At 46.5% G+C, this 20,030-nt stretch carries 16 protein-coding genes and 2 pseudogenes; 8 read left to right on the top strand and 10 right to left on the bottom strand.

Translation table 11 applies throughout. The annotated features are described in order from the left end of the window. Positions 1–104: 104 nt before the first annotated feature. Positions 105–1,448: an NCS2 family permease gene (locus PG915_RS09730; protein WP_353496349.1), complete on the bottom strand. Its 1,344-nt coding sequence runs from the start codon at positions 1,446–1,448 to the stop codon at positions 105–107. Positions 1,449–1,681: 233 nt separating this feature from the next. Further along, positions 1,682–2,035 carry a hydroxyisourate hydrolase gene (uraH, locus tag PG915_RS09725; RefSeq protein ID WP_353496348.1) on the bottom strand — a complete coding sequence of 118 codons (354 nt, stop codon included), beginning with the start codon at positions 2,033–2,035 and terminating at the stop codon, positions 1,682–1,684. Positions 2,036–2,392: 357 nt separating this feature from the next. Between uraH and puuE the strand changes: the two genes are divergently transcribed. The 5 genes and pseudogenes from puuE (at position 2,393) to PG915_RS09700 (ending at position 6,782) form a co-directional block, all read left to right on the top strand. Beyond that, the gene (gene puuE, locus PG915_RS09720; RefSeq protein ID WP_353496347.1) at positions 2,393–3,310 is read left to right on the top strand and encodes an allantoinase PuuE; all 918 of its coding nucleotides are present in this window, start codon (positions 2,393–2,395) and stop codon (positions 3,308–3,310) included. Positions 3,311–3,333: 23 nt separating this feature from the next. Further along, the gene (gene uraD / locus PG915_RS09715; protein ID WP_353496346.1) at positions 3,334–3,849 is read left to right on the top strand and encodes a 2-oxo-4-hydroxy-4-carboxy-5-ureidoimidazoline decarboxylase; all 516 of its coding nucleotides are present in this window, start codon (positions 3,334–3,336) and stop codon (positions 3,847–3,849) included. Positions 3,850–3,916: 67 nt separating this feature from the next. After that, a pseudogene (alc, locus tag PG915_RS09710) lies at positions 3,917–4,902 on the top strand (allantoicase). Positions 4,903–4,922: 20 nt separating this feature from the next. Continuing rightward, on the top strand, positions 4,923–5,492 hold the full coding sequence (locus tag PG915_RS09705; protein ID WP_353496345.1) for an ureidoglycolate lyase: 570 nt from the start codon (positions 4,923–4,925) through the stop codon (positions 5,490–5,492). A 21-nt stretch (positions 5,493–5,513) separates the two neighbouring features. Further along, entirely contained in the window at positions 5,514–6,782 is a 1,269-nt protein-coding gene (locus PG915_RS09700) for a urate hydroxylase PuuD (protein WP_353496344.1), read from the top strand. Positions 6,783–6,846: 64 nt separating this feature from the next. On the opposite strand, the gene PG915_RS09695 is transcribed toward PG915_RS09700, so the two are convergent. Beyond that, positions 6,847–7,785 carry a 2-dehydropantoate 2-reductase gene (locus tag PG915_RS09695; protein ID WP_353496343.1) on the bottom strand — a complete coding sequence of 313 codons (939 nt, stop codon included), beginning with the start codon at positions 7,783–7,785 and terminating at the stop codon, positions 6,847–6,849. Positions 7,786–7,886: 101 nt separating this feature from the next. On the opposite strand from PG915_RS09695, the gene PG915_RS09690 reads away from it, so the two are divergent. Continuing rightward, positions 7,887–8,357, top strand: a complete 471-nt coding sequence (locus PG915_RS09690) for a DMT family transporter (protein ID WP_353496342.1) — start codon at positions 7,887–7,889, stop codon at positions 8,355–8,357. 13 nt (positions 8,358–8,370) lie between these two features. Here PG915_RS09690 and PG915_RS09685 read toward each other — a convergent pair whose 3' ends face one another. From PG915_RS09685 to PG915_RS09655, 7 genes and pseudogenes are all read right to left on the bottom strand, one after another. Further along, complete coding sequence (locus PG915_RS09685; RefSeq protein ID WP_353496341.1) at positions 8,371–8,733, bottom strand: YgiW/YdeI family stress tolerance OB fold protein; 363 nt, start codon at positions 8,731–8,733, stop codon at positions 8,371–8,373. A 604-nt stretch (positions 8,734–9,337) separates the two neighbouring features. Beyond that, positions 9,338–10,671 (bottom strand): annotated as a pseudogene (gene guaD, locus PG915_RS09680) (guanine deaminase). 64 nt (positions 10,672–10,735) lie between these two features. Then, on the bottom strand, positions 10,736–11,578 hold the full coding sequence (gene xdhC / locus PG915_RS09675) for a xanthine dehydrogenase accessory protein XdhC (RefSeq protein WP_353496340.1): 843 nt from the start codon (positions 11,576–11,578) through the stop codon (positions 10,736–10,738). A gap of 12 nt (positions 11,579–11,590) precedes the next feature. Continuing rightward, the gene (gene xdhB / locus PG915_RS09670) at positions 11,591–13,981 is read right to left on the bottom strand and encodes a xanthine dehydrogenase molybdopterin binding subunit (protein ID WP_353496339.1); all 2,391 of its coding nucleotides are present in this window, start codon (positions 13,979–13,981) and stop codon (positions 11,591–11,593) included. Continuing rightward, on the bottom strand, positions 13,974–15,362 hold the full coding sequence (gene xdhA, locus PG915_RS09665; protein WP_420884620.1) for a xanthine dehydrogenase small subunit: 1,389 nt from the start codon (positions 15,360–15,362) through the stop codon (positions 13,974–13,976). Before xdhA ends, xdhB begins: the two co-directional genes overlap by 8 nt. A 355-nt stretch (positions 15,363–15,717) precedes the next feature. Beyond that, complete coding sequence (locus PG915_RS09660; RefSeq protein ID WP_353496337.1) at positions 15,718–16,455, bottom strand: GntR family transcriptional regulator; 738 nt, start codon at positions 16,453–16,455, stop codon at positions 15,718–15,720. 192 nt (positions 16,456–16,647) lie between these two features. Next, positions 16,648–16,836, bottom strand: a complete 189-nt coding sequence (locus PG915_RS09655) for a hypothetical protein (protein ID WP_353496336.1) — start codon at positions 16,834–16,836, stop codon at positions 16,648–16,650. 563 nt (positions 16,837–17,399) lie between these two features. Here PG915_RS09655 and PG915_RS09650 point away from each other — a divergent pair. Beyond that, positions 17,400–18,632: a DUF819 domain-containing protein gene (locus tag PG915_RS09650; RefSeq protein ID WP_353496335.1), complete on the top strand. Its 1,233-nt coding sequence runs from the start codon at positions 17,400–17,402 to the stop codon at positions 18,630–18,632. A 170-nt stretch (positions 18,633–18,802) separates the two neighbouring features. Next, positions 18,803–19,918, top strand: a complete 1,116-nt coding sequence (locus PG915_RS09645; RefSeq protein WP_353496334.1) for a phosphoserine transaminase — start codon at positions 18,803–18,805, stop codon at positions 19,916–19,918. The last annotated feature ends 112 nt before the right edge of the window (positions 19,919–20,030 follow it).

Here is a 20,030-nt window from a genome sequence, read left to right as displayed (position 1 = left end):
ACCATAGAAAAGCGGCAAACGAATTTACGTTTGCCGCTTTTTGCTTTTCTGTTTATCTCATTCTGGAAATGAGAGTGTGGAAACGTGTTTTTGGAAGCGATAGCTTAGCCAATAAAGACCAGTTTCGCGATGAACACGGCGCTCAGGATATACATTGAGATCGAGACATCTTTGGTTTTACCAGTGGCGACTTTTAGCACTGTGTAGGTGATAAAGCCAAGCGCGATACCATTGGCTATTGAGAAGGTCAGCGGCATCATGAGTGCGGTAATAGCAGCAGGTGCACCGTTAGTAAAGTCTTTCCAATCAACATGCTGCATACTGCTCATCATGACAAAGGCCACGTAAATAAGAGCGCCAGCGGTCGCGTAAGCGGGGATCATACCTGCAAGAGGCGATAGGAAAATAGCCGCAAGGAATAGTACAGCAACGACAATGGCAGAGAGACCGGTTCTCGCCCCCGCAGCGACACCTGCAGCACTTTCAACATAACTGGTTACCGGTGGACAACCTACGCAAGCGCCGGCGACACTAGAAATACTGTCCGCTTTGAGTGCTTTGCTTAAGCCTTCGATTTTACCGGTTTCTTTGTTAACGAGATTTGCACGCTCAGCCACGCCCATCAGCGTACCCGCAGTATCGAACATGTTGACGAATAGGAACGCCAGAATAACGCTCACCATAGAGACATTAAGCGCACCGGTAATATCCATAGCAAGGAAGGTTGGTGCAATGCTTGGAGGCGCTGAGAAAAAGCCATTGTATTGAACTATTCCCATCATCATGCCGATCATAGTGACACTTAGAATGCCGATAAGGACGGCGCCGAAAATGCGGCGTTCACTCAGCACGGCAATGATCAGAAACGCCACAGCTGCTAGCAGCGCGTCTGGTTTAGTAAAATCACCTAAAGAGACCAGTGTTGCTGGGTTTTCGACGACGATACCTGCAGTTTTAAGACCAATTAGCCCCAAGAATAGACCGACGCCCGCGGTCATTGCGTAACGAAGACTTTCTGGGATACTCTCAATAATCCATTGTCGTATCTTGTAGAAACTCATCCCAACAAACAACACACCCGAGATAAATACCGCACCTAGCGCCACTTCCCAGCTATAACCCATTTCACTTACGACGGTAAATGAGAAAAACGCATTGAGACCCATGCCTGGTGCTAATCCCACAGGCCAGTTGGCAAACAAGCCCATCAGTAAACAGCCTATTGCTGCGCCTATACAGGTCGCGACAAATACCGCCCCTTGATCCATGCCTGATGCGGCCATGATACTTGGGTTTACAAAGATGATGTAGGCCATGGTGGCAAAGGTGGTAACGCCACCTAAGAGTTCGTTTTTAACACTTGAACCGTGTTGTTTGATCTTAAAATAGCGCTCTAAGAGGCCGTTTTGGGATGCTTCATTGAGCACTTCTGCTTTGGTTTCATTCATTTGAGTAAGTCCTTTTCGCATTACCCTGAAGGTTGAGTGGGTAAAATTACTATTGCTTATCCTTAAATTGAAAACAGCAGTACCCCTGACTCCGCATAGACACAATAAGCGTAAGCAAAGAGCCATGCCTCGAGAGAGGTGGTTCATTTCAATTTGTTGGTTGTGCGCATTGTATTGATGCGCCGCTCATACAAAGCTGTGTTGACAACTTTTAAGAGACGAGTGACACCGAGTTAGCTGCCTCGGTAGGTCGAAAAACTGTAAGGGGAAACCAACAAAGGCACGTGATAGTGGGCGTCTTCATCATTGAGTCCAAATCGGATCACTACATCATCCAAGAATGGAATGTCATCGAGCTGAATGCCTTTAGTTTGGTAGTAGGAAGCGACATGGAACACGAGCTGATACTTTCCAGAGACAAAGGCTTCACCCTCCAAAATTGGCGAGTCAGTTCGCCCATCGGAGTTGGTGTAAACACGCTTGATGAACTGAAGAGTGTCGCCTTGTACACGAAACAATTCTACTTGGATCTCGGCGCCTGGAACGCCGTTGGTCGTATCCAATACATGTGTTGTCAGTCTTCCCATATCACTCTCGTACTTTCGTACGCTCCTTTAATTGATCGTTCCATCTTGTATACAACGAGCTCGTACCAAGACCTTTACTGATATTAATATGTACACAATTAAGTCGATTAGTAAAGTTTTGAGTTACAAAAATGTTGATCTATTCCTCTGCTTTGTGATGGTGCAGGGTGCACTAGATCTGAGCGTTTAACAGAGGTATTTAACTTAAATTATTGATTTTATAAGGGTTAATCTAACAATTTAACTCAACAAACAAAATCTTTACATTAAGATAAATTATTGTATACAATTAAGTTAACGAAATGAGTAATTGAACATGCAGTTGCAAGTTCACCGAGATGGTAAAGGAGTCAGTGGATGAATAAGGACTATTCGCGCAACCTCATCGGCTATGGAGCCAACCCTCCACACCCCAAGTGGCCGAACAATGCTCGAATCGCCGTATCCTTTGTATTGAACTACGAAGAGGGTGGAGAGCGCTGCATTTTGCACGGTGACGATGAATCGGAAGCATTTCTCTCTGAGATCCCAGCGGCAACACCGATAAAAGGTGAACGTCACATCAGCATGGAGTCTATCTACGAATACGGTAGCCGCGCAGGTGTTTGGCGTGTGCTTCGATTGTTTGAACAATACGATATCCCTCTCACGATTTTTGCTGTTGCCATGGCCGTTGAGCGCTATCCCGAGGTGGCAAAGGCGATGAAGGAGGCTGGGCACGAGATTTGCAGCCACGGTTATCGCTGGATTGACTATCAGTATATGGATGAATCCGAAGAGCGTGATCACATGGCAAAAGCGATTTCGATTATTAGAGAAGTCACGGGTGAGCGCCCTGTGGGTTGGTACACCGGACGTACCGGTCCTAATACTCGCCGGATAGTCGCTGAAGAAGGTGGCTTCTTGTATGACTCAGATGCTTACGATGATGACCTTCCGTATTGGCATACAGAGACAGGCCGACCTCAGCTGGTGATTCCTTATACACTAGATGTGAACGATATGCGTTTTGCCACGACGCAAGGTTTTAACTCTGGTGAGCAGTTCTATCAGTATCTCAAGGATACGTTTGACACCTTATACGAAGAGGGCGAACACGCACCGAAAATGATGTCGGTTGGATTACATTGTCGTTTGATTGGTCGCCCAGGAAGAATTGCGTCTCTTCGACGCTTTTTAGACTATGTCAGTCAGCATGAAGACGTATGGCTATGCCGTAGGGTCGATATAGCGAAACACTGGCATCAGCATCACCCGTACAACCCGAATCCATAAGAACAATCACAAGGAGCAAAGTGATGACGCAATTTAAAAGCTGTAAGCCAACGGAAATGGTTCGAGATGAGTTTGTCTCATGCTTTGCGGATATTTATGAACATAGTTCTTGGGTCGCTGAGTCTGTGTTTGATTCAGGACTTGATCCAGATGACGACCATATCGAAAGCCTGCATTTAAAGATGTCGATGGCGCTATTAAATGCAGCCGAGTCTAAACAGCTCGATTTGATTAATGCTCACCCCGACTTAGCTGGGCGAGCCGCCATAAATGGCGAATTAACCGCGGCCTCGACGGCTGAACAAGCTGGTGCCGGAATTGACCAGTGTTCAGAGGAAGAGTTTGCCAAATTTACCACCTACAACAACAGCTACAAAAGTCGCTTCAACTTTCCCTTCATTATGGCAGTCAAGGGAGCCAATCGTTACCAAATTCTTGAGTCGTTCGAGAAGCGATTAGGCAATGATAGTGAAACTGAGTTTGTTACGGCGCTTAACGAAATCAACAAGATAGCGTTATTTCGCTTAAGAGATATGTAAGTCAGGGAAACGGCAGCTATCTCTCTCATTTTATTATTTATTGAATAATTGAACTGGATGACAACAAATGTCTTTGAAAATTGAACAATACATTAATTTAGCAGACGACAAACTGGGCGCTGAAGCGCTCTACGCCACGGATGACTTTTTCGCAGACAAGAGCCGATTGCTCAGTCGATTAGATCCGCAATGGAAAGAAGGCGTCTATGATGACAACGGTAAATGGATGGATGGCTGGGAGAGCCGTCGTAAACGTGGTGAAGGGTACGACTACTGTATCGTTAAACTCGGTTTAGCCGGCACCATTGCTGGCATCGATATTGATACCTCTTTTTCACGGGTAACTATCCGCCATCAGCGTCAATCGATGCTATTTACAGTCCAGAAGCCGATCCGACAAACTCGCAAGAGTGGGAAGAGATTTTACCGTCTCAGAGCTTGTCTGGTGATAAGCACCATATTAGCGAGATAGCGAGTGAAAAAGTCTACACCCACGTAAGACTGAACATCTATCCTGATGGCGGTGTAGCACGCCTACGTGTGTATGGCACACCGAGTGTCGATTGGGATGCCATCGATGAACTGCAACAAATCGATCTTGCCAGCGTAGAACATGGTGGCAGAGCATTAGCATGCAGCGACGAGCACTATGGCAACAAGTCGAACATCTTAGGTCCAGGTCGCGGTGAAAATATGGGTGATGGTTGGGAGACCGCACGCCGAAGAACGCCGGGCAATGACTGGGTCATCGTAGCATTAGGGCATGCCGGTAATGTCGGACGCGTGGTGGTGGATACCGCCCACTTTAAAGGTAACTACCCAGATAGCTGCTCTATTCAAGCCGCTTACGTGAAAGGTGGCACCGACGATCAAGTCGCGACACAAAGTTTGTTTTGGAAGGAGCTTCTGCCATCTCAAAAGCTAGATGCGCACTCTATTCATGAGTTTGTGTCAGAGGTAAATGAGATAGGCCCTATCACCCATGTACGACTGAACATTTTCCCTGATGGCGGTGTTAGTCGCTTGCGCCTCTTTGGCACCAAGGCGGACTAAACTTAGTAGAGGGATTTTATATGAGTAATGGTATACGTCGAATCAAAATAGAGCTTCTGGACAAGCGTACATTTGCCGAGTTTGGGGATGTGATAGAGGTGGACAATAGCGACTACTTTATGATCAATAACGGGTCAACACGTCGCTATCATAAGCTTTCTGAGGCTGATGTGGCAGATCAGGGTGGCAGAGCCATCATTAGTATCTTTCAAGCGACGCCTTTGCAGTATCCACTGACGATTGAAATGCTGGAAAGGCATCCTTTGGGGTCGCAAGCATTCATACCATTACTTGGACAACCGTATCTTATCGTCGTCGCGCCAAAGGGAGATACCCCGTCGTTAGCGAACTGCCGTGCTTTTCTCAGCAACGGTAAGCAAGGGGTGAATTACCATAAAGGCGTTTGGCATCATCCAGTATTGGCTCTTACAGACCAAGACCAGTTTTTAATAGTCGATAGAGCTGGGGATGGAAACAATTGCGATGAAGTGTTTTTCAATGAAGGGCTCATTCAAATAAGCCTTGATGATCTCCCTAGCTTCGCCGATAAGATGCAACAAGATAAGGATGAGCAGCGAGTCTCTGTCTAAGCTGCTGACGAGGAGTGTGTTATGGATCCGCACGTAACAGAATGGCTGAACCTGATTATTCGTTGGGTTCACATGATAGTAGGTATCGCATGGATTGGTGCGTCGTTCTACTTTGTATGGTTAGAGAATAATTTGAATCGCAGCAATCCACGTGATGGCCTATCGGGCGATCTCTGGGCGATTCACGGTGGTGGTATTTACCATCTTGAAAAGTACAAACTCGCGCCCCCAAAGATGCCAGAAAACTTACACTGGTTTAAATGGGAAGCGTATTTCACTTGGATCACCGGTGTGCTGCTTTTGGGTGTGGTGTACTACTTAAACGCAGAAATCTACCTAGTCGCACCAGGCTCAGGTATCGATTCGACCAGCGCAATTATGATTGGTGTGGCCTCTTTGGTTGCAGGGTGGGTCATTTACAACCTTTTGTGTAACTCCCCTCTAGGTAAAACGCCAATCGTCTTAGGCATTGTATTGTTTGTTGGCCTGGTGGCAGCTGCGTATGGACTTAGTCAGGTATTCAGTGGTCGCGGTGCTTATATTCACGTCGGTGCGATTATCGGTACTATCATGGTCGGTAACGTTTTCTTCGTTATTATGCCGGCTCAGCGTAATTTGGTAAAAGCGATTGAAAACAACCAAGAGCCTGACCCAGCATTGCCGGCGAAAGGATTACTGCGCTCTAGACACAATAACTACCTAACGCTGCCTGTGCTGTTCATTATGATCAGTAATCACTTCCCGAGCACCTACGGTCACGAGTACAACTGGGCGATTCTAGCGGGCTTGTCAGTGTTTAGTATTTTGGTTAGACACTATTTCAATACGCGCCACGGTAGCCAAAAATTTGCATGGACGATTCCGGCAGCGGCACTAGGTATGATCACGCTTGCTTTTGTCAGCTCACCTTACGCAAATAAGTCGTCAGCACCAGTGGCAAAAGCTCCGACAACGCAAAGCACAACTGAACAAACCGGGGATAGTAACGATCAGTTAGCGCAAGCTTCACAACATGCAGCAGATGGCGCCATTCCTTTTTCACAGATCAACCAAGTGATTCAAGAGCGCTGCTCAGTCTGTCACTCGGCAACGCCAACACACGCCGCATTCCAAACTGCACCGGGCGGCGTGATACTCGATACGCCAGAGGAGATCAAAGTGAATGTGCCACGTATTGTCGCTCAAACGGTCACGACCAAAGTTATGCCATTGGGTAATCTGACTCAAATGACCGATGAAGAACGTACTCTCATTGGAGAATGGGTTGAGCAGGGGGCTCAGTTGCAATAAAAGTTAATACCAATTAAAAAGCCGCTCAATGATAGAGCGGCTTTTTTACGTTATCAAACGAGCGCTATTGAACTGTGGAGACGATACGCTTGTTAATAAAGCACAACTGTTCATAAAGCGCCGTTGTCTTTGGCATCGAGACGCCACCTTTTGCTCCAAGTTCAATCGCATTCTTGTACATATACTGCAGCTCAAGTTCTCGGCCATTGCGCCTGTCTAGCAGCATACTAGTTAAATACGGCTTCATCTTGGCGGTATTGCCCAGCATGGTATCGATGAGTGAGGTTGGGATTTCAGTATCGGTGGTTTGTGCGGCTTGCTGTACTTCCATCATGATGTCTTTTGATAGGTTGACCAGTTCTTGGCAGTCCATTATTTGTGCGGTGTCACTATCTAGCACAGTTGACAGGCCATTAAATGGTACGTTCCAGAGAAGCTTCTTCCAGCGTGCATCCATGATCTTTGGGTCTATATCCACTTCCACACTGCAACCGGTTAGGTCTTTAGCGAATGATTCCAGTGGTGCGATTCCATCTTCGCCGTATACGCCGATGGTTATGCGGCCATAATCTATGTGGTCAATGTGCCCAGGTGCGACTTTATTTGAACAGATAAAACACAAGCCACCACCGACGTATGGGAGGTTAAACGCTTCTGCTACTTCTTGTTCCGCTCCAATACCATTTTGCAGCAACATGACCAAGGTGTCTGGTTTTAATAAAGGACGAATGAGGGCTTCGAGCAGGTGATTTTGGGTGGTTTTTAGTGCGACGAGAATAACATCGGCTTTAGGCATATCTGCAGACTTTTCGTAAGCATTGATATCGTTGGCAGTGATGGAGTAGTCACCGTAGTGAGAGTCGACTTTTAGTCCGTTATTAATCACATGTTGGTAGTCGCTATTAAAAAGGAAATGAACATCGTGACCGCCATGATGGAGTCGTGCACCGTAATAACCACCTATCGCACCTGTCCCAATCACTGCGAATACCTTTTTACTCATCCTATGTCCCTATTTTTGAATTGTGCTCGTATTACTGTACAGGAAAATAATTGGGAATGAAGTGCTACGCTTGAAAGAGTGTAGTGATAAGGAAATGAACAGTGGCCAATTTTACTGGTGTGATTCTTGTTTTGCTCAGCGTCGTGGTAGGAACGACGTTGGCCTCACAAGCTGGTGTTAATGCGCAGCTTCGTACTGGATTAGGGTCACCGCTTCAAGCAGCGTTTATCTCATTCGTTATTGGGACATTAGTACTGGGTACGCTGGTTATGTTGGAAGGGAAGCCTTGGTTTCCAAATGGAACCCTAAAAACCTTGCCATGGTGGGCTTGGTTAGGAGGGTTTTTAGGGGCGTTTAACATAGCGATGTCAATCTACTTAGCGCCCAAACTAGGCGCGTTGGCATTGGCGATAGCGATTGTTTGCGGTCAAGTGACGGCGTCACTTTTGTACGATCAGTATGGACTTCTGGGTTACCCCAAAATAGAACTATCGCCCCAGCGGATTGGTGGGGCGATATTGATAGTGCTTGGGGTAATATTGGTTGCTTATCACCCCAGCAAAGGCAGTTGAACTTCTCTAATGATTAACCCGCGATAGCAACACGTTTTACGTCAATTTTAGTGTCTTCAAATGCGTCTTTGTCTACACGACCAGAAATAATCACTTTGTCGTTTGGTGTTACATCCACACCACGCCAGTCATCGTTGTCGATTTCAATCACGATGGTGTTTTGACCGTCGGTGAATTGATACTCTTCATCACCAATAGATTGGGTAATATTGCCCGTAATTTGAACTGGTGTGTCGTCTTTTGCTTCTAGCGCTTGAGCAACCGTCGTTTGTGCACCAAGAGCAGGACCGTTAAAACCGCCTTGAGCAGGCATAGATTTAGCTGCTGCGAAACCAGACGTTAGGATAAGTGCTGTAGCGATGATAACTTTTTTCATGATAACCTCGATTTAGACATCTTTGTTTAGTTGACGATGTCAGTATGCGCCTGTCTAGATTAACTAACCTTGAAACGAATATTCAGAATTCGTTCATATTCGAAAAAAGTTTAAAAAAGTTTAAAAAAGTTTGTTTTTCGGGGTAAAACCTCGTCATTCCTGCGCAGGCAGGAATCTTGTTGAGGCTTGGTGCGCGCTTAAAAAAGACCTCTGCCTACGCAGGGGTGACGACAATTGGGGTTACGATGAACTCACCAATCCCGTCATTCCTGCGCAGGCAGGAATCTTGTTGAGGCCTGGTGTGCGCTTAAAAAAGACCCCTGCCTACGCAGGGGTGACGACAATTGGGTTTACGATGAACTCACCAATCACGTCATTCCTGCGTAGGCAGGAATCTTGTTGAGGTTTGGTGCGAGAGCCCTGCCTGCGCAGGGGTGACGAAGTGTTTTGGAGCTAGTACTTTGCGCAACGTCATTCCACTGGCCGTGCGCCTACGCAGGCAGGAATCTACTCGAGACTTGGTGGGCGCTTAAAGAAGCCCCTTGCCTGTGTAGGCAAGGAGGGAATGGAGGGAGACTATTTGTTGTAGTGCAGTTGTCTCCGCTTAGCTTACTAATCGCTTGTCACGTTCACCTTTGGCATCATAGGCAAGGTCGCCATAGATATACGTCTCACAAACGGTTCGATCATCACCAAGGCTCATTAATACGAATAGCTTCTCTTCAAGCGTCGTTGCTTGGTTCATTCTGAAGCGCATTAGCTGTGTAGCATGCAAATCGAGAACGACGAAATCTGCTTCTTTACCTACCTCTAAGTTACCGATGTTGTCCTCGAGGTGCAGGGCTTTCGCGCCACCGAGTGTTGCGAGATACAAAGATTTAATAGGGTGAAGTTTTTCCTGTTGCAACTGCATAATCTTATACGCTTCACTCATGGTTTGTAATATAGAGAAACTTGTTCCTGCGCCTACGTCGGTTCCCATGCCGACTCTGATCCCTTTGTCTTCCATTTTATTGAGCTTGAATAAGCCGGAACCGAGAAATAGGTTGGATGTTGGGCAAAATGCAATAGCGGACTCAGTATCCGCGAGTCGTTGACACTCACAGTCAGACAAATGGATACCATGAGCAAAAACAGAGCGTTTATGAAGTAGACCGTAGTGATCATAAACATCTAAGTAGCTGTCTCGCTCTGAGAACAAGTCGAGAACCCACTCGATCTCTTTTTTGTTTTCAGAGAGGTGCGTATGCATGTAAACATCTGGGTATTCCTCGAGAAGTTTACCAACCATTGCGAGTTGCTCTGGTGTACTGGTTGGGGCGAATCTCGGCGTGACAGCGTAGTGAAGCCTACCTCGATTATGCCATTTCTCAATGAGCTCTTTAGAGGCTTGATAGCCTGACTCTGGTGTGTCGGTCAAGTAGTCAGGAGCGTTCCGATCCATCAATACTTTGCCACAAATCATACGAAGGTTACGTCTCTCTGCCTCACCAAAAACACGTCGACGGATTCTTTGTGCACGGTGCCAAAGACGAGCGCTGTGGTCGTACCGTTACTGGCGAGTTCGTCTAAGAAAAGTTTGGCGACTTTAAGCGCGTAAATAGGGTTCTTAAAACGACGTTCCTCTGGGAAGGTGTAGTTTTCCAGCCAATCTAAAAGCTGTTCCCCATAAGAGGCGATCATTCCGGTTTGTGGGTAGTGGATATGAGTATCAATAAAGCCGGAGGTGATGAGCTTATCTTTATAAGCTCTAATCTTCATTGGCTTTGTGTGTCTAGCCAATATGTCGGTTGCGCTGCCGATGTCGACGATGTGACCGTTTTCTACGACGATCATGCCGTCTTCAAAAAATTGGTATGAGTTTTCCAGCCCCACATCCTTGGGGTCAGCAATGCTATGTAAAATGCTGGCACGGTAGGCCTTGCGTTGTGTTGTCATGACACTTCCTTTCTCCGCCTGAAATTTCTGGGCAGTATTATTATTTTAATCCTTTCGCGGCTTTTTAGCCTGCTTGGTATAGTTCTTGGCGTGATTGCTCTTGGCGAGTGTGCGCTGGGCGCTTTTGCTCTATCGCGTTACCTTGATAGTGAGAGATCAGCTCACCAGCAACCGAGACTGCAATTTCTGCTGGGTGCTTGCCAGTGACTGCTCCGATACCGATCGGGCAGGTCATGGTGTTGATCTCATCTTGATCAAAGCCACGTTGTGCCAAACGGAAGTCAAACTTTTTACGCTTGGTCAGTGATCCAATCATTCCAAAATAAGTGCTGTCACCGCGCTTGATAATCGCTTTAGCTAGGTCAAAATCGAGTTGATGATTGTGAGTCATCACTAGGTAATAACTGTTTGGTGGCATCTGAGCGATTTCGCCCACCGGATCGTCGGTAACGAGCCTGTTGACGCCTTGCGGCAAGTTTTCTGGAAATTCCGCCTCACGCTCATCAATCCACGTTACTCTAAAGGGCAGGGTAGCGACAATATGAACCAGTGCTTTTGCCACATGACCTGCACCAAAAAGTACCAAATGCTTTTGCGAAGTGCCAATGGGTTCAAAGCTGAGTGTTGCCATACCACCGCAGCATTGACCTAACCGAGCACCCAAATTAAACCTTTCTACTTTGAGGCTTTGCTCTCCAGAAAGAAGCATTTCTCGTGCCATTTTAGAGGCGACATGCTCTAAATGACCGCCACCAATGGTCGCGATGATGTTATCGCGAGTTACTAGCATTTTTGTACCCGCATCTCGCGGCACGGAGCCGCGATCTTCAAGTACCGTCACCATGACACAAGGTTCGTGTTGTTCTTCTAGCCTAGCAAGCTCATGAATCCAGTTATCCTTAAACATAGTGACCTCCTGTTAATTGGTTTCCGTGAAGGATGCCGTGCTAACGCTTTGTCCTTGTGTCACGGCCTGTACCGCCATTAACACACGCTCCGGTGTTGCTGGTGTATCCAGTTTAGGAATCGCACCATCAACGGCGACATATGAGATGGCGTCTTTTAGTGCGCTCCATACCGACATGCCTAGCATGAAAGGCGGTTCACCCACCGCTTTGGAGTTGAACACTGTGTCTTCAGGGTTACTTCGGTTTTCGAGCAGATGCGTTCTAAAATCAATAGGCATGTCAGCAATGGCTGGGATCTTGTAACTTGCTGGGCCATTGGTCATCAATCGTCCTTGCTCGTTCCAGACGAGCTCTTCAGTTGTTAACCACCCCACACCTTGAACAAATCCACCTTCAACCTGACCAATATCGATCGCAGGGTTCAGTGATGCGCCTACATCATGCAAGATATCCACGCGCAAGATTTTGTACTCGCCAGTGAGGGTGTCGATGATGACTTCTGAACACGACGCGCCGTAAGCGTAGTAATAGAATGGGCGGCCACGTGCTTTCTCATGGTCATAGTAAATTTTAGGCGTGCGATAAAAACCTGTGCTCGATAGTGAGATTTGGTTCATCCACGCTAGTTTTGCAAAGTCGGCAAATGTCATGATCTGCTCACGAATTTGTACCATGCCATTTTTAAACAGCACTTCTTCAGGGGTGACTTTAAAGTGAGAAGAAGCAAACTCAATCAGACGCTGTTTAATGGTTATTGCGGCGTTTTGTGCGGCTTTACCGTTGAGATCGGCGCCCGATGAGGCCGCCGTGGGCGAGGTGTTCGGCACCTTGTCGGTGTTGGTAGCGGTGATTTGGATACGGTCAACATCTACTTGAAACTCCTCTGCAACGATTTGCGCCACTTTGATATTCAGACCTTGACCCATCTCAGTACCACCGTGGTTTAGGTGAATACTGCCATCAGTATAGATATGAATAAGTGCGCCGGCTTGGTTTAGGAAGGTGGCGGTAAACGAGATACCAAATTTGACGGGCGTGATCGACAATCCCTTTTTCAAAATTGGGCTGTTTTTGTTGAACTCAGCGATCTCTTTTCGTCTTGCGTGGTAATCACTGCTTTGCTCTAACTGCTCAGTGATTTCAGGAAGGAAGTTATCTTCTACGGTTTGATAATAGTGAGTAACGTTTCGACCTTCTTCGCCGTAGTAGTTGGCTTTACGGACTTCTAACGGGTCTTTGTTTAGGTAGCGTGCGATCTCATCCATGATGTGTTCAATGGTCATCATCCCCTGAGGACCACCAAAACCACGGTAAGCGGTGTTCGACGCCGTATTGGTTTTGCAGCGGTGTCCGGTAACGGTCGCATCACCTAAGTAATAAGCATTGTCAGAGTGGAACATGGCACGGTCGACAATCGAGCTCGAAAGATCTGGCGAGTAGCCACAGTTACCCGCGACAACAATATCGGCACCTTGAATCACGCCATTATCATCAAACCCAATCTTATATTGGTTGTAGAATGGGTGACGTTTACCGGTCATGGTCATATCTTCATTACGAAGCAGTCGCATCTTGGTTGGTCGACCTGTCAAATGCGCGATAACTGCCGCCATACAAGCAGGCGCAGCCGCTTGCGTTTCCTTACCACCAAAACCGCCACCCATGCGGCGCATATCGATAACGACTTTGTGCATCGCAACCCCAAGTACCTCAGAGACCAGCTTTTGCACCTCTGTCGGGTTTTGCGTAGAGGTATAGACAATCATGCCGCCGTCTTCGGTTGGCATAACGCTGCTAACTTGTGTTTCGAGGTAGAAGTGTTCTTGACCGCCAATTTCGATGTCACCCTCGATGACGTGCTTAGCGTTGGCAAGTGCTTTGACTGAGTCACCGCGCTTTTGCTGGTGGCTTTCTGTCACGAAATGCTTTTTCGCGAGTGCTTCTTTGACATCCAGAATGGCAGGCAGCGGTTCGTATTCAACGATGGCTGCGTGCGCTGCTTTTCTGGCAGTTTCTAGATCGCTCGCCGCCACTGCGATGACGGGTTGACCGTAGTACTCGACGATGCCATCGGCAAGCAGAGGATCACCTGGAAGGATAGCGCCAATATCAAGCTGTCCTGGCACGTCTTTGGATGTAATCGCAATAGCAACACCAGCGAAGTCATAACAAGGAGAGACGTCTATCTTAGTGATTTTTGCGTGTGCTTGCGTACTCAGTAGCGCGTAGACATGAAGCTGGTTAGGGAACTCAAGTCTGTCATCGATATAGACAGCGTCACCCGTCACTTGTTTTGGTGCGCTGTCGTGCTTAACGCTTTTACCAACACCTGTTTTAAGATCTTGTTTGACGATAGCAACCATCTCTTCGTGAGTCAGCTGCTGATGATTCACATTAGACATAAGATGTTACCCTCGTTTCAATCAGGTTGTTGGTGTTGTTTGTTTCGATGTAATAGCGCTTGAGCATATTGGCGGCAGTGAGGCTTCGGTAAGTTTGGCTTGCGCGAAAATCCGAAAGGGGTTCAAAGTCATTACTAAGTGCTTCCATTGCCTTGCCAATGGTTTCTTCATTCCAAGGCTGTCCGACCAACGTCTGCTCACAAGATATTGCTCGTTTAGGTGTTGCAGCCATGCCGCCAAAGGCGATACGAGCACTCACGACATTGTTATCTTTCACTTCAATACTGAATGCACCGCAAACTGCAGAGATGTCGTCATCTAGACGTTTCGAGAGTTTATAAGCTCGGAATGTGCTTGATGATGGCTTAGGTATAATTATCTTTTCAATGAACTCGCTAGGTTGCTGCGCGGTGACTTTGTAGCTGATGAAGTAGTCCTCAATGGGCATGACGCGTGTTTCAGCACCGCAGCGTAATTGGATTTTTGCATCAAGAGCGATGAGCAGAGGAGGTGTGTCTCCGATAGGAGAAGCGTTAGCAATATTGCCACCTATGGTACCTTGATTTCTAACTTGCAAAGAGGCGAAGCGGTGCAAAAGTTCGCCGAAATCGGGGTAGTGCTTGTTTAGTAGTGTATAGGCATCGCTGATTGGCAGGTTTGCACCAATCTCTAGGCTGTCTTCTGTCTCTTGGCATACCTTCATCTCTTCCACTAGATTCACACTGATGAGCGTTTCTATCTCGCGGTGGAATTGGGTAACTTCGAGCGCCAAATCGGTACCACCGGCAACCAGTTTTGCTTGTGGATGAGCTTTATATAGTTTGGCAAGGTCTTCAGTGTTCTTTGGAGAAAACGCAGTAAGGTGCCCAAGTCTAAGACTTGCTTCCTCAGTTTGTATCTTTTCAAGTTTAGCGATGGTCGCTCGTTCAAGCTCTGAAAATTGGTCAATGATTTGTTGTTCCGAACACAGTGACAATGCAGAATCGACGATAGGTCGGTAACCCGTGCAGCGGCAGAGATTGCCAGCTAGAGACTCCATCACATCGGCCTTGTTTGCATTCGGCTTGTTCTTAGTAAGCGCGAACATCGACATGATGAATCCAGGCGTACAGTAGCCGCACTGAGAGCCGTGAAAGTCGACAATGGCTTGTTGAACTGGGTGAAGTGATTTATCACGGGCTTGCAGATCTTCTACCGTGATAAGTTGCTTGCCATGAAGAGCAGAAATGAACGTCAGGCAGGAGTTAACGCTGCGATACTCGAGTTTGCCGTCGACGAGCTCACCGAGAACCACGGTACATGCACCGCAATCACCAGAACCGCATCCTTCCTTGGTGCCTGTTTTATTCACATGATTGCGCAGATAGTTCAGCACCGTCATGTTTGGGGAGACATTTACTTCCTGTCTGATTTCTTGATTGAGTAAAAAGGTAATCAAGAGACCTCCTTGTACAGTATATTCTTGAAATTATTTTTCTGACCTTCGGGTCAATAATTGGCTAAATTGACCACGAGGTCAACTATTAATTTACAAGTTAGCAACATTTCTAATGGGTTGAGATCGAGGTCAAATTGGAGATTGGGGCTAGGTTGTTGGTTTGACGGGGGTTGCAGAGAGGCGAAGAACGGCGTGTTTGATACTATAAATCATCGATGCAAAGTACAGTTGAATTGTCGTTTCATCAAGATAAGAAGGGAATGTAAAAAGACCAGCATATTGAATGCTGGCCTCGGAATTAGCTCGCTTTGTTCTTCAAAACATCTGAGAACACGACATGCAGGTCATTGGAAGCGGTGCTGTCATCTAAGTTGAGCTTAGAGCGAATATGCTCAAGGTGCTCGCCCATTAGATCCAGCGCTTGTTGCTTATCACCAGTCTCGATCGCGTTGAGCAATTCACTATGTTCATCTTGAGAGCAATTAGAGTGGTTGCCAGTTTCATACATGGCGATTAGCAGAGAAGACTGCGATACGATGCTTCTTTGGAATGCCAATAGGGGAGCATTGTCTGCCATTTCTGCGAGTTTGATATGGAACTCACCGGAAAGTCTCAGCCCTTTACCGTAGTCATCTTGTGCAAAGGCTTGGTTTTCTTCTTCTACTAGCTTTCGACATTCATCTATTTGCAACTTGGTTGCATTCTCTACAGCCAGTTCGATGATTGCGACTTCTAGTACTTCCCGCGCTTTGAATATCTGTTTCGCTTCCTCAACAGAAGGGGCTGAAACCGTCGCGCCTCGGTTGGGTTTGATGTCTATAACCTTTTCGATAGAAAGTCTCAATAAGGCACGGCGGATAATGGTTCTGCTGACGCCAAAGATCTCGGCTAATGCCTCTTCGCTAAGTTTGGTGGCGGGTGGCAATCGTTGTTCGAGAATAGCATCGAAAATATGGCAATAGACCACGTCGTCTTGTGTCTGTCCCGCGACTTTGGTTTTGACACCTTTATTGACTGAGTTTTTCAAGTTTCCCATTGGCTTACAGCACTCTACAGTTTTCTTTCCTTGTTAAGACAATAATACTTCACTTTGTATACAAATAGCCACTACGACCAGCTTTTGTGAGACGACCAGCAATATTGGCAGCAAGGAGGAGGGGACTAACAGATGTAAGGGAGTGAGAAGGAGGGGGAGTTTCCCTCCTTCTGAAAGCAAATAGAGTTTGTTTTAGATGCCGAAATCGTAGCCTTGGTAGATATCGGATAAGGTTTTGGGTTTTTTGCTACGTTTTGGCTGCGCTGGATGATATTCAGTTTCTAATGCTTCAGCATGAGCTTGCGCGGATTTCATGAATTCAGGATTGGCCATCGCTTTTTTACGCAGCTCGTTGATGCGTTCTAGTCTTTCTTGCAACATAACTACACCTCATGAATTACTGTATGTAATACCAGTATATGTAGTAGCTGTACAAAGATCCAGTATTCGAAGCTATTCATTGGAGGTTCTGTGCGAAGAAGACCGCAAGATGCGAAATTGCGGACTATGATTGAGCCAAGTTTGACTTAAAAGTTGCAAAACCTGACTACGATATGTGACCTGGATCAAACAATTGTGATTGTGTGAGGGTACATAAATTGAGCGCTTTAACAAAAGTGCTGCAGTTAATTGCATTTGGTTAGCTATTCATTTGCTATGGTTTATTTTGCGGGTTATCAAGGTGTTAAAATTACAGGTGTTCGTTCTAACTAACTGAAAATAATGATTAATAGTTAATTAAGGTGCTTTTTTGAACAATGTTTTTCACAGATTATCATTATGAGTAAAGTATTGCTTAGTGTAATGACTGGTTAACTATTCATGCTTACTGCGTAAAGATTGTTAAAGTTTGTGACAGGCGAGCGTTGTCGGTATAGTCTCGGCCAACTACGAAAATGTGTCTAATTGTTTCAAGAAGACATCAGTTAAGGAGATTTATCGACATGATCGCTAATGATGCTGTCATTATGGGTTTGCTAGCCGTTATCCTAGGCGCTGTTTTTATTACCGAAAGCAGCAATAACCCGTTCTGGAAAAAATTCTATTCCATCGTCCCTGGCTTGTTGCTGTGTTACTTTCTACCGTCATTGCTCAATACTACTGGTTTGATTGATGGCTCAGCGTCTAACTTGTATTTCGTTGCAAGTCGCTATCTTTTACCAGGTGCTCTCGTCCTGTTAATCGTCTCGGCTGATCTGAAAAAGATATTCGGTCTCGGTTCTAAAGCCGTGATCATGTTCTTGACCGGTACACTTGGTATCATCATCGGCGGACCAGTTGCCATTGTTATTTTAAACTTCATCAACCCTGATCTTGTTTCTGGGGACGTTTGGCGCGGTCTTACTACGGTGGCTGGATCTTGGATCGGTGGTGGTGCAAACCAAGCAGCGATGAAAGAAGTATTCGGTGTGGGTGATCAGTTGTTTTCTGCAATGATCACTGTTGACGTAATTTGCGCCAACATTTGGATGGCAATCCTACTGATTATGGCTGGTCGTCAGAAGAAAATGGACGCGTGGTTAAAAGCAGACACCACATCCATTGATGAGCTAAAAGAAACAGTGGCGAAGTACGAAGAAGAGAACTCTCGTCCAATCACAACAACGGATATGATGAAAGTCGTCGCTATTGCGTTTGGTCTAACTGGTTTGGCACATTTCGGCTCAGATCTTATCGCTCCTTGGATTGCGACTAATGCTCCAGAGCTTGAGAAATACAGCTTAACCTCTGGTTTCTTTTGGTTAATCGTATTAGTGACTACGTTCGCACTGATTGCTTCTACGTTCAAGTCAGCGCGCACTCTTGAGCATGCGGGTGCATCAAAAATCGGTTCTGCATTCATCTACATTCTCGTCGCGACTATTGGTATGCAAATGGATGTGACAGCGATTCTAGATAATCCAGGTTACTTCTTTATTGGTATCACTTGGTTGACGATTCACGCACTGCTAATGATTGGCGTTGCGAAGCTGATTAAAGCGCCGCTGTTCTTTATGGCAGTGGGTAGCCAAGCAAACGTTGGTGGTGCAGCATCTGCGCCTGTGGTAGCGGCTGCTTTCCACCCGTCACTTGCGCCTGTGGGTATTTTGATGGCTGTACTAGGCTATGCGCTCGGTACGTATGGTGCTTATATCTGCGGCATCATTATGCAAGCCGCTGTGGGTGTTGTCGGCTAGTCAGCTGCCACTCATCATTAAGTTGTAAAAGCAGCGCCTTTGGGTGCTGCTTTTTTTATGCGTTAAAATCATTGGTAGCATCGTGTTTTACCTTTTGTGGGCTTGCGTTTCGGCTATTTTTCAGACAAGGTGTTGAATAGTTATTCAATTAGTTACAGGCAGGAAGCCAAATGAAACCGCAAATTAAACCCGCTAATCCCAATTTCTCATCTGGGCCTTGCAGCAAGCGCCCTGGTTATCAGTTATCAAGTTTAGATACCGCCTCACTGGGTCGCAGTCACCGCTCATCATTAGGTAAAGCGGTGCTGGCTGAATCTATCGCAAAAACCAAAGCAATTTTAGGCATTCCTGATGACTACCGCGTTGGTATTGTTGCAGGCTCTGATACAGGTGCGATGGAAATGGTGATGTGGTCGATGCTAGGTGCACGTCCAGTCGATGTTTTCCACTGGGAATCATTTGGTTCTGGTTGGTTAACTGATATCACTAAGCAGCTGAAGTTAGATGATGTGAACAGCTATCTGGCCGATTACGGTGAGCTGCCAGATTTATCTTTGGCTAATCCAAGCCATGACGCTGTGTTTACTTGGAACGGTACTACGTCTGGCGTAAAAGTACCTAATGGTGATTGGATTAGTGAAGAGCGCGAAGGTTTAACGATTTGTGATGCAACCTCAGCGGTTTTTGCAATGCCAATGCCTTGGGAAAAACTCGATGTGGTGACCTACAGCTGGCAGAAAGTGCTAGGTGGGGAGGGCGGTCACGGCGTGATTGTGTTGAGTCCCAAAGCGGTAGAGCGCCTTGAGAGCTACACGCCTTCATGGCCTCTACCGAAGATCTTCCGTATGACGAAAGGCGGCAAGTTAATCGAAGGCATTTTCAAAGGTGCCACCATTAATACGCCTTCCATGCTGTGTGTGGTGGATTACATTGATGCGCTAGATTGGGTTGATGGAATTGGCGGTGTAGACGCGGCAATTGAGAAGTCTCAAGCCAACCTAACGGTACTGACCAATTTTGTTGAATCACGAGATTGGATTCAATTTTTAGCGAAACAGCCTGATCAGCGCTCTAACACAAGCGTGTGTTTGACACTAGATGCGACGGAAGAGCAGGTAAAAGCGCTGATTAAGCTGCTTGATGAAGAGCAAGTCGCTTATGACATTGGTGCGTATCGTGATGCGCCGGCCGGCTTAAGGATATGGGCGGGTGCCACGGTCGAGGCTGCGGATATTGAAGCATTGCTACCTTGGCTAGATTGGGCTTACGCAGAAGTCACTAAATAAAGAACAAAGCACCTGCTTATCAGGTGCTTTGTTGTCTCTGGCACAACAAAAAAACGCCAGTATTGGGACGAGTAAAGTGCACTGATGGGTAGAAAAGGATTTTCAACTTAAA

The organism is Vibrio sp. CB1-14, assembly GCF_040412085.2.
GTDB lineage: Bacteria > Pseudomonadota > Gammaproteobacteria > Enterobacterales > Vibrionaceae > Vibrio > Vibrio chaetopteri.
Note: the sequence above shows the minus strand (reverse complement) of the source record. Positions and strands in the feature narration are given on the sequence as shown.

Excerpts from the sequence above, each read along its gene's own strand:
- PG915_RS09730 (WP_353496349.1), bottom strand. The coding sequence starts at position 1,448 with ATGAATGAAACCAAAGCAGAAGTGCTCAATGAAGCATCCCAAAACGGC.
- uraH (WP_353496348.1), bottom strand. The coding sequence starts at position 2,035 with ATGGGAAGACTGACAACACATGTATTGGATACGACCAACGGCGTTCCA.
- puuE (WP_353496347.1), top strand. The coding sequence starts at position 2,393 with ATGAATAAGGACTATTCGCGCAACCTCATCGGCTATGGAGCCAACCCT.
- uraD (WP_353496346.1), top strand. The coding sequence starts at position 3,334 with ATGACGCAATTTAAAAGCTGTAAGCCAACGGAAATGGTTCGAGATGAG.
- PG915_RS09705 (WP_353496345.1), top strand. The coding sequence starts at position 4,923 with ATGAGTAATGGTATACGTCGAATCAAAATAGAGCTTCTGGACAAGCGT.
- PG915_RS09700 (WP_353496344.1), top strand. The coding sequence starts at position 5,514 with ATGGATCCGCACGTAACAGAATGGCTGAACCTGATTATTCGTTGGGTT.
- PG915_RS09695 (WP_353496343.1), bottom strand. The coding sequence starts at position 7,785 with ATGAGTAAAAAGGTATTCGCAGTGATTGGGACAGGTGCGATAGGTGGT.
- PG915_RS09685 (WP_353496341.1), bottom strand. The coding sequence starts at position 8,733 with ATGAAAAAAGTTATCATCGCTACAGCACTTATCCTAACGTCTGGTTTC.
- xdhC (WP_353496340.1), bottom strand. The coding sequence starts at position 11,578 with ATGTTTAAGGATAACTGGATTCATGAGCTTGCTAGGCTAGAAGAACAA.
- xdhB (WP_353496339.1), bottom strand. The coding sequence starts at position 13,981 with ATGTCTAATGTGAATCATCAGCAGCTGACTCACGAAGAGATGGTTGCT.
- xdhA (WP_420884620.1), bottom strand. The coding sequence starts at position 15,362 with ATGACGGTGCTGAACTATCTGCGCAATCATGTGAATAAAACAGGCACC.
- PG915_RS09660 (WP_353496337.1), bottom strand. The coding sequence starts at position 16,455 with ATGGGAAACTTGAAAAACTCAGTCAATAAAGGTGTCAAAACCAAAGTC.
- PG915_RS09655 (WP_353496336.1), bottom strand. The coding sequence starts at position 16,836 with ATGTTGCAAGAAAGACTAGAACGCATCAACGAGCTGCGTAAAAAAGCG.
- PG915_RS09650 (WP_353496335.1), top strand. The coding sequence starts at position 17,400 with ATGATCGCTAATGATGCTGTCATTATGGGTTTGCTAGCCGTTATCCTA.
- PG915_RS09645 (WP_353496334.1), top strand. The coding sequence starts at position 18,803 with ATGAAACCGCAAATTAAACCCGCTAATCCCAATTTCTCATCTGGGCCT.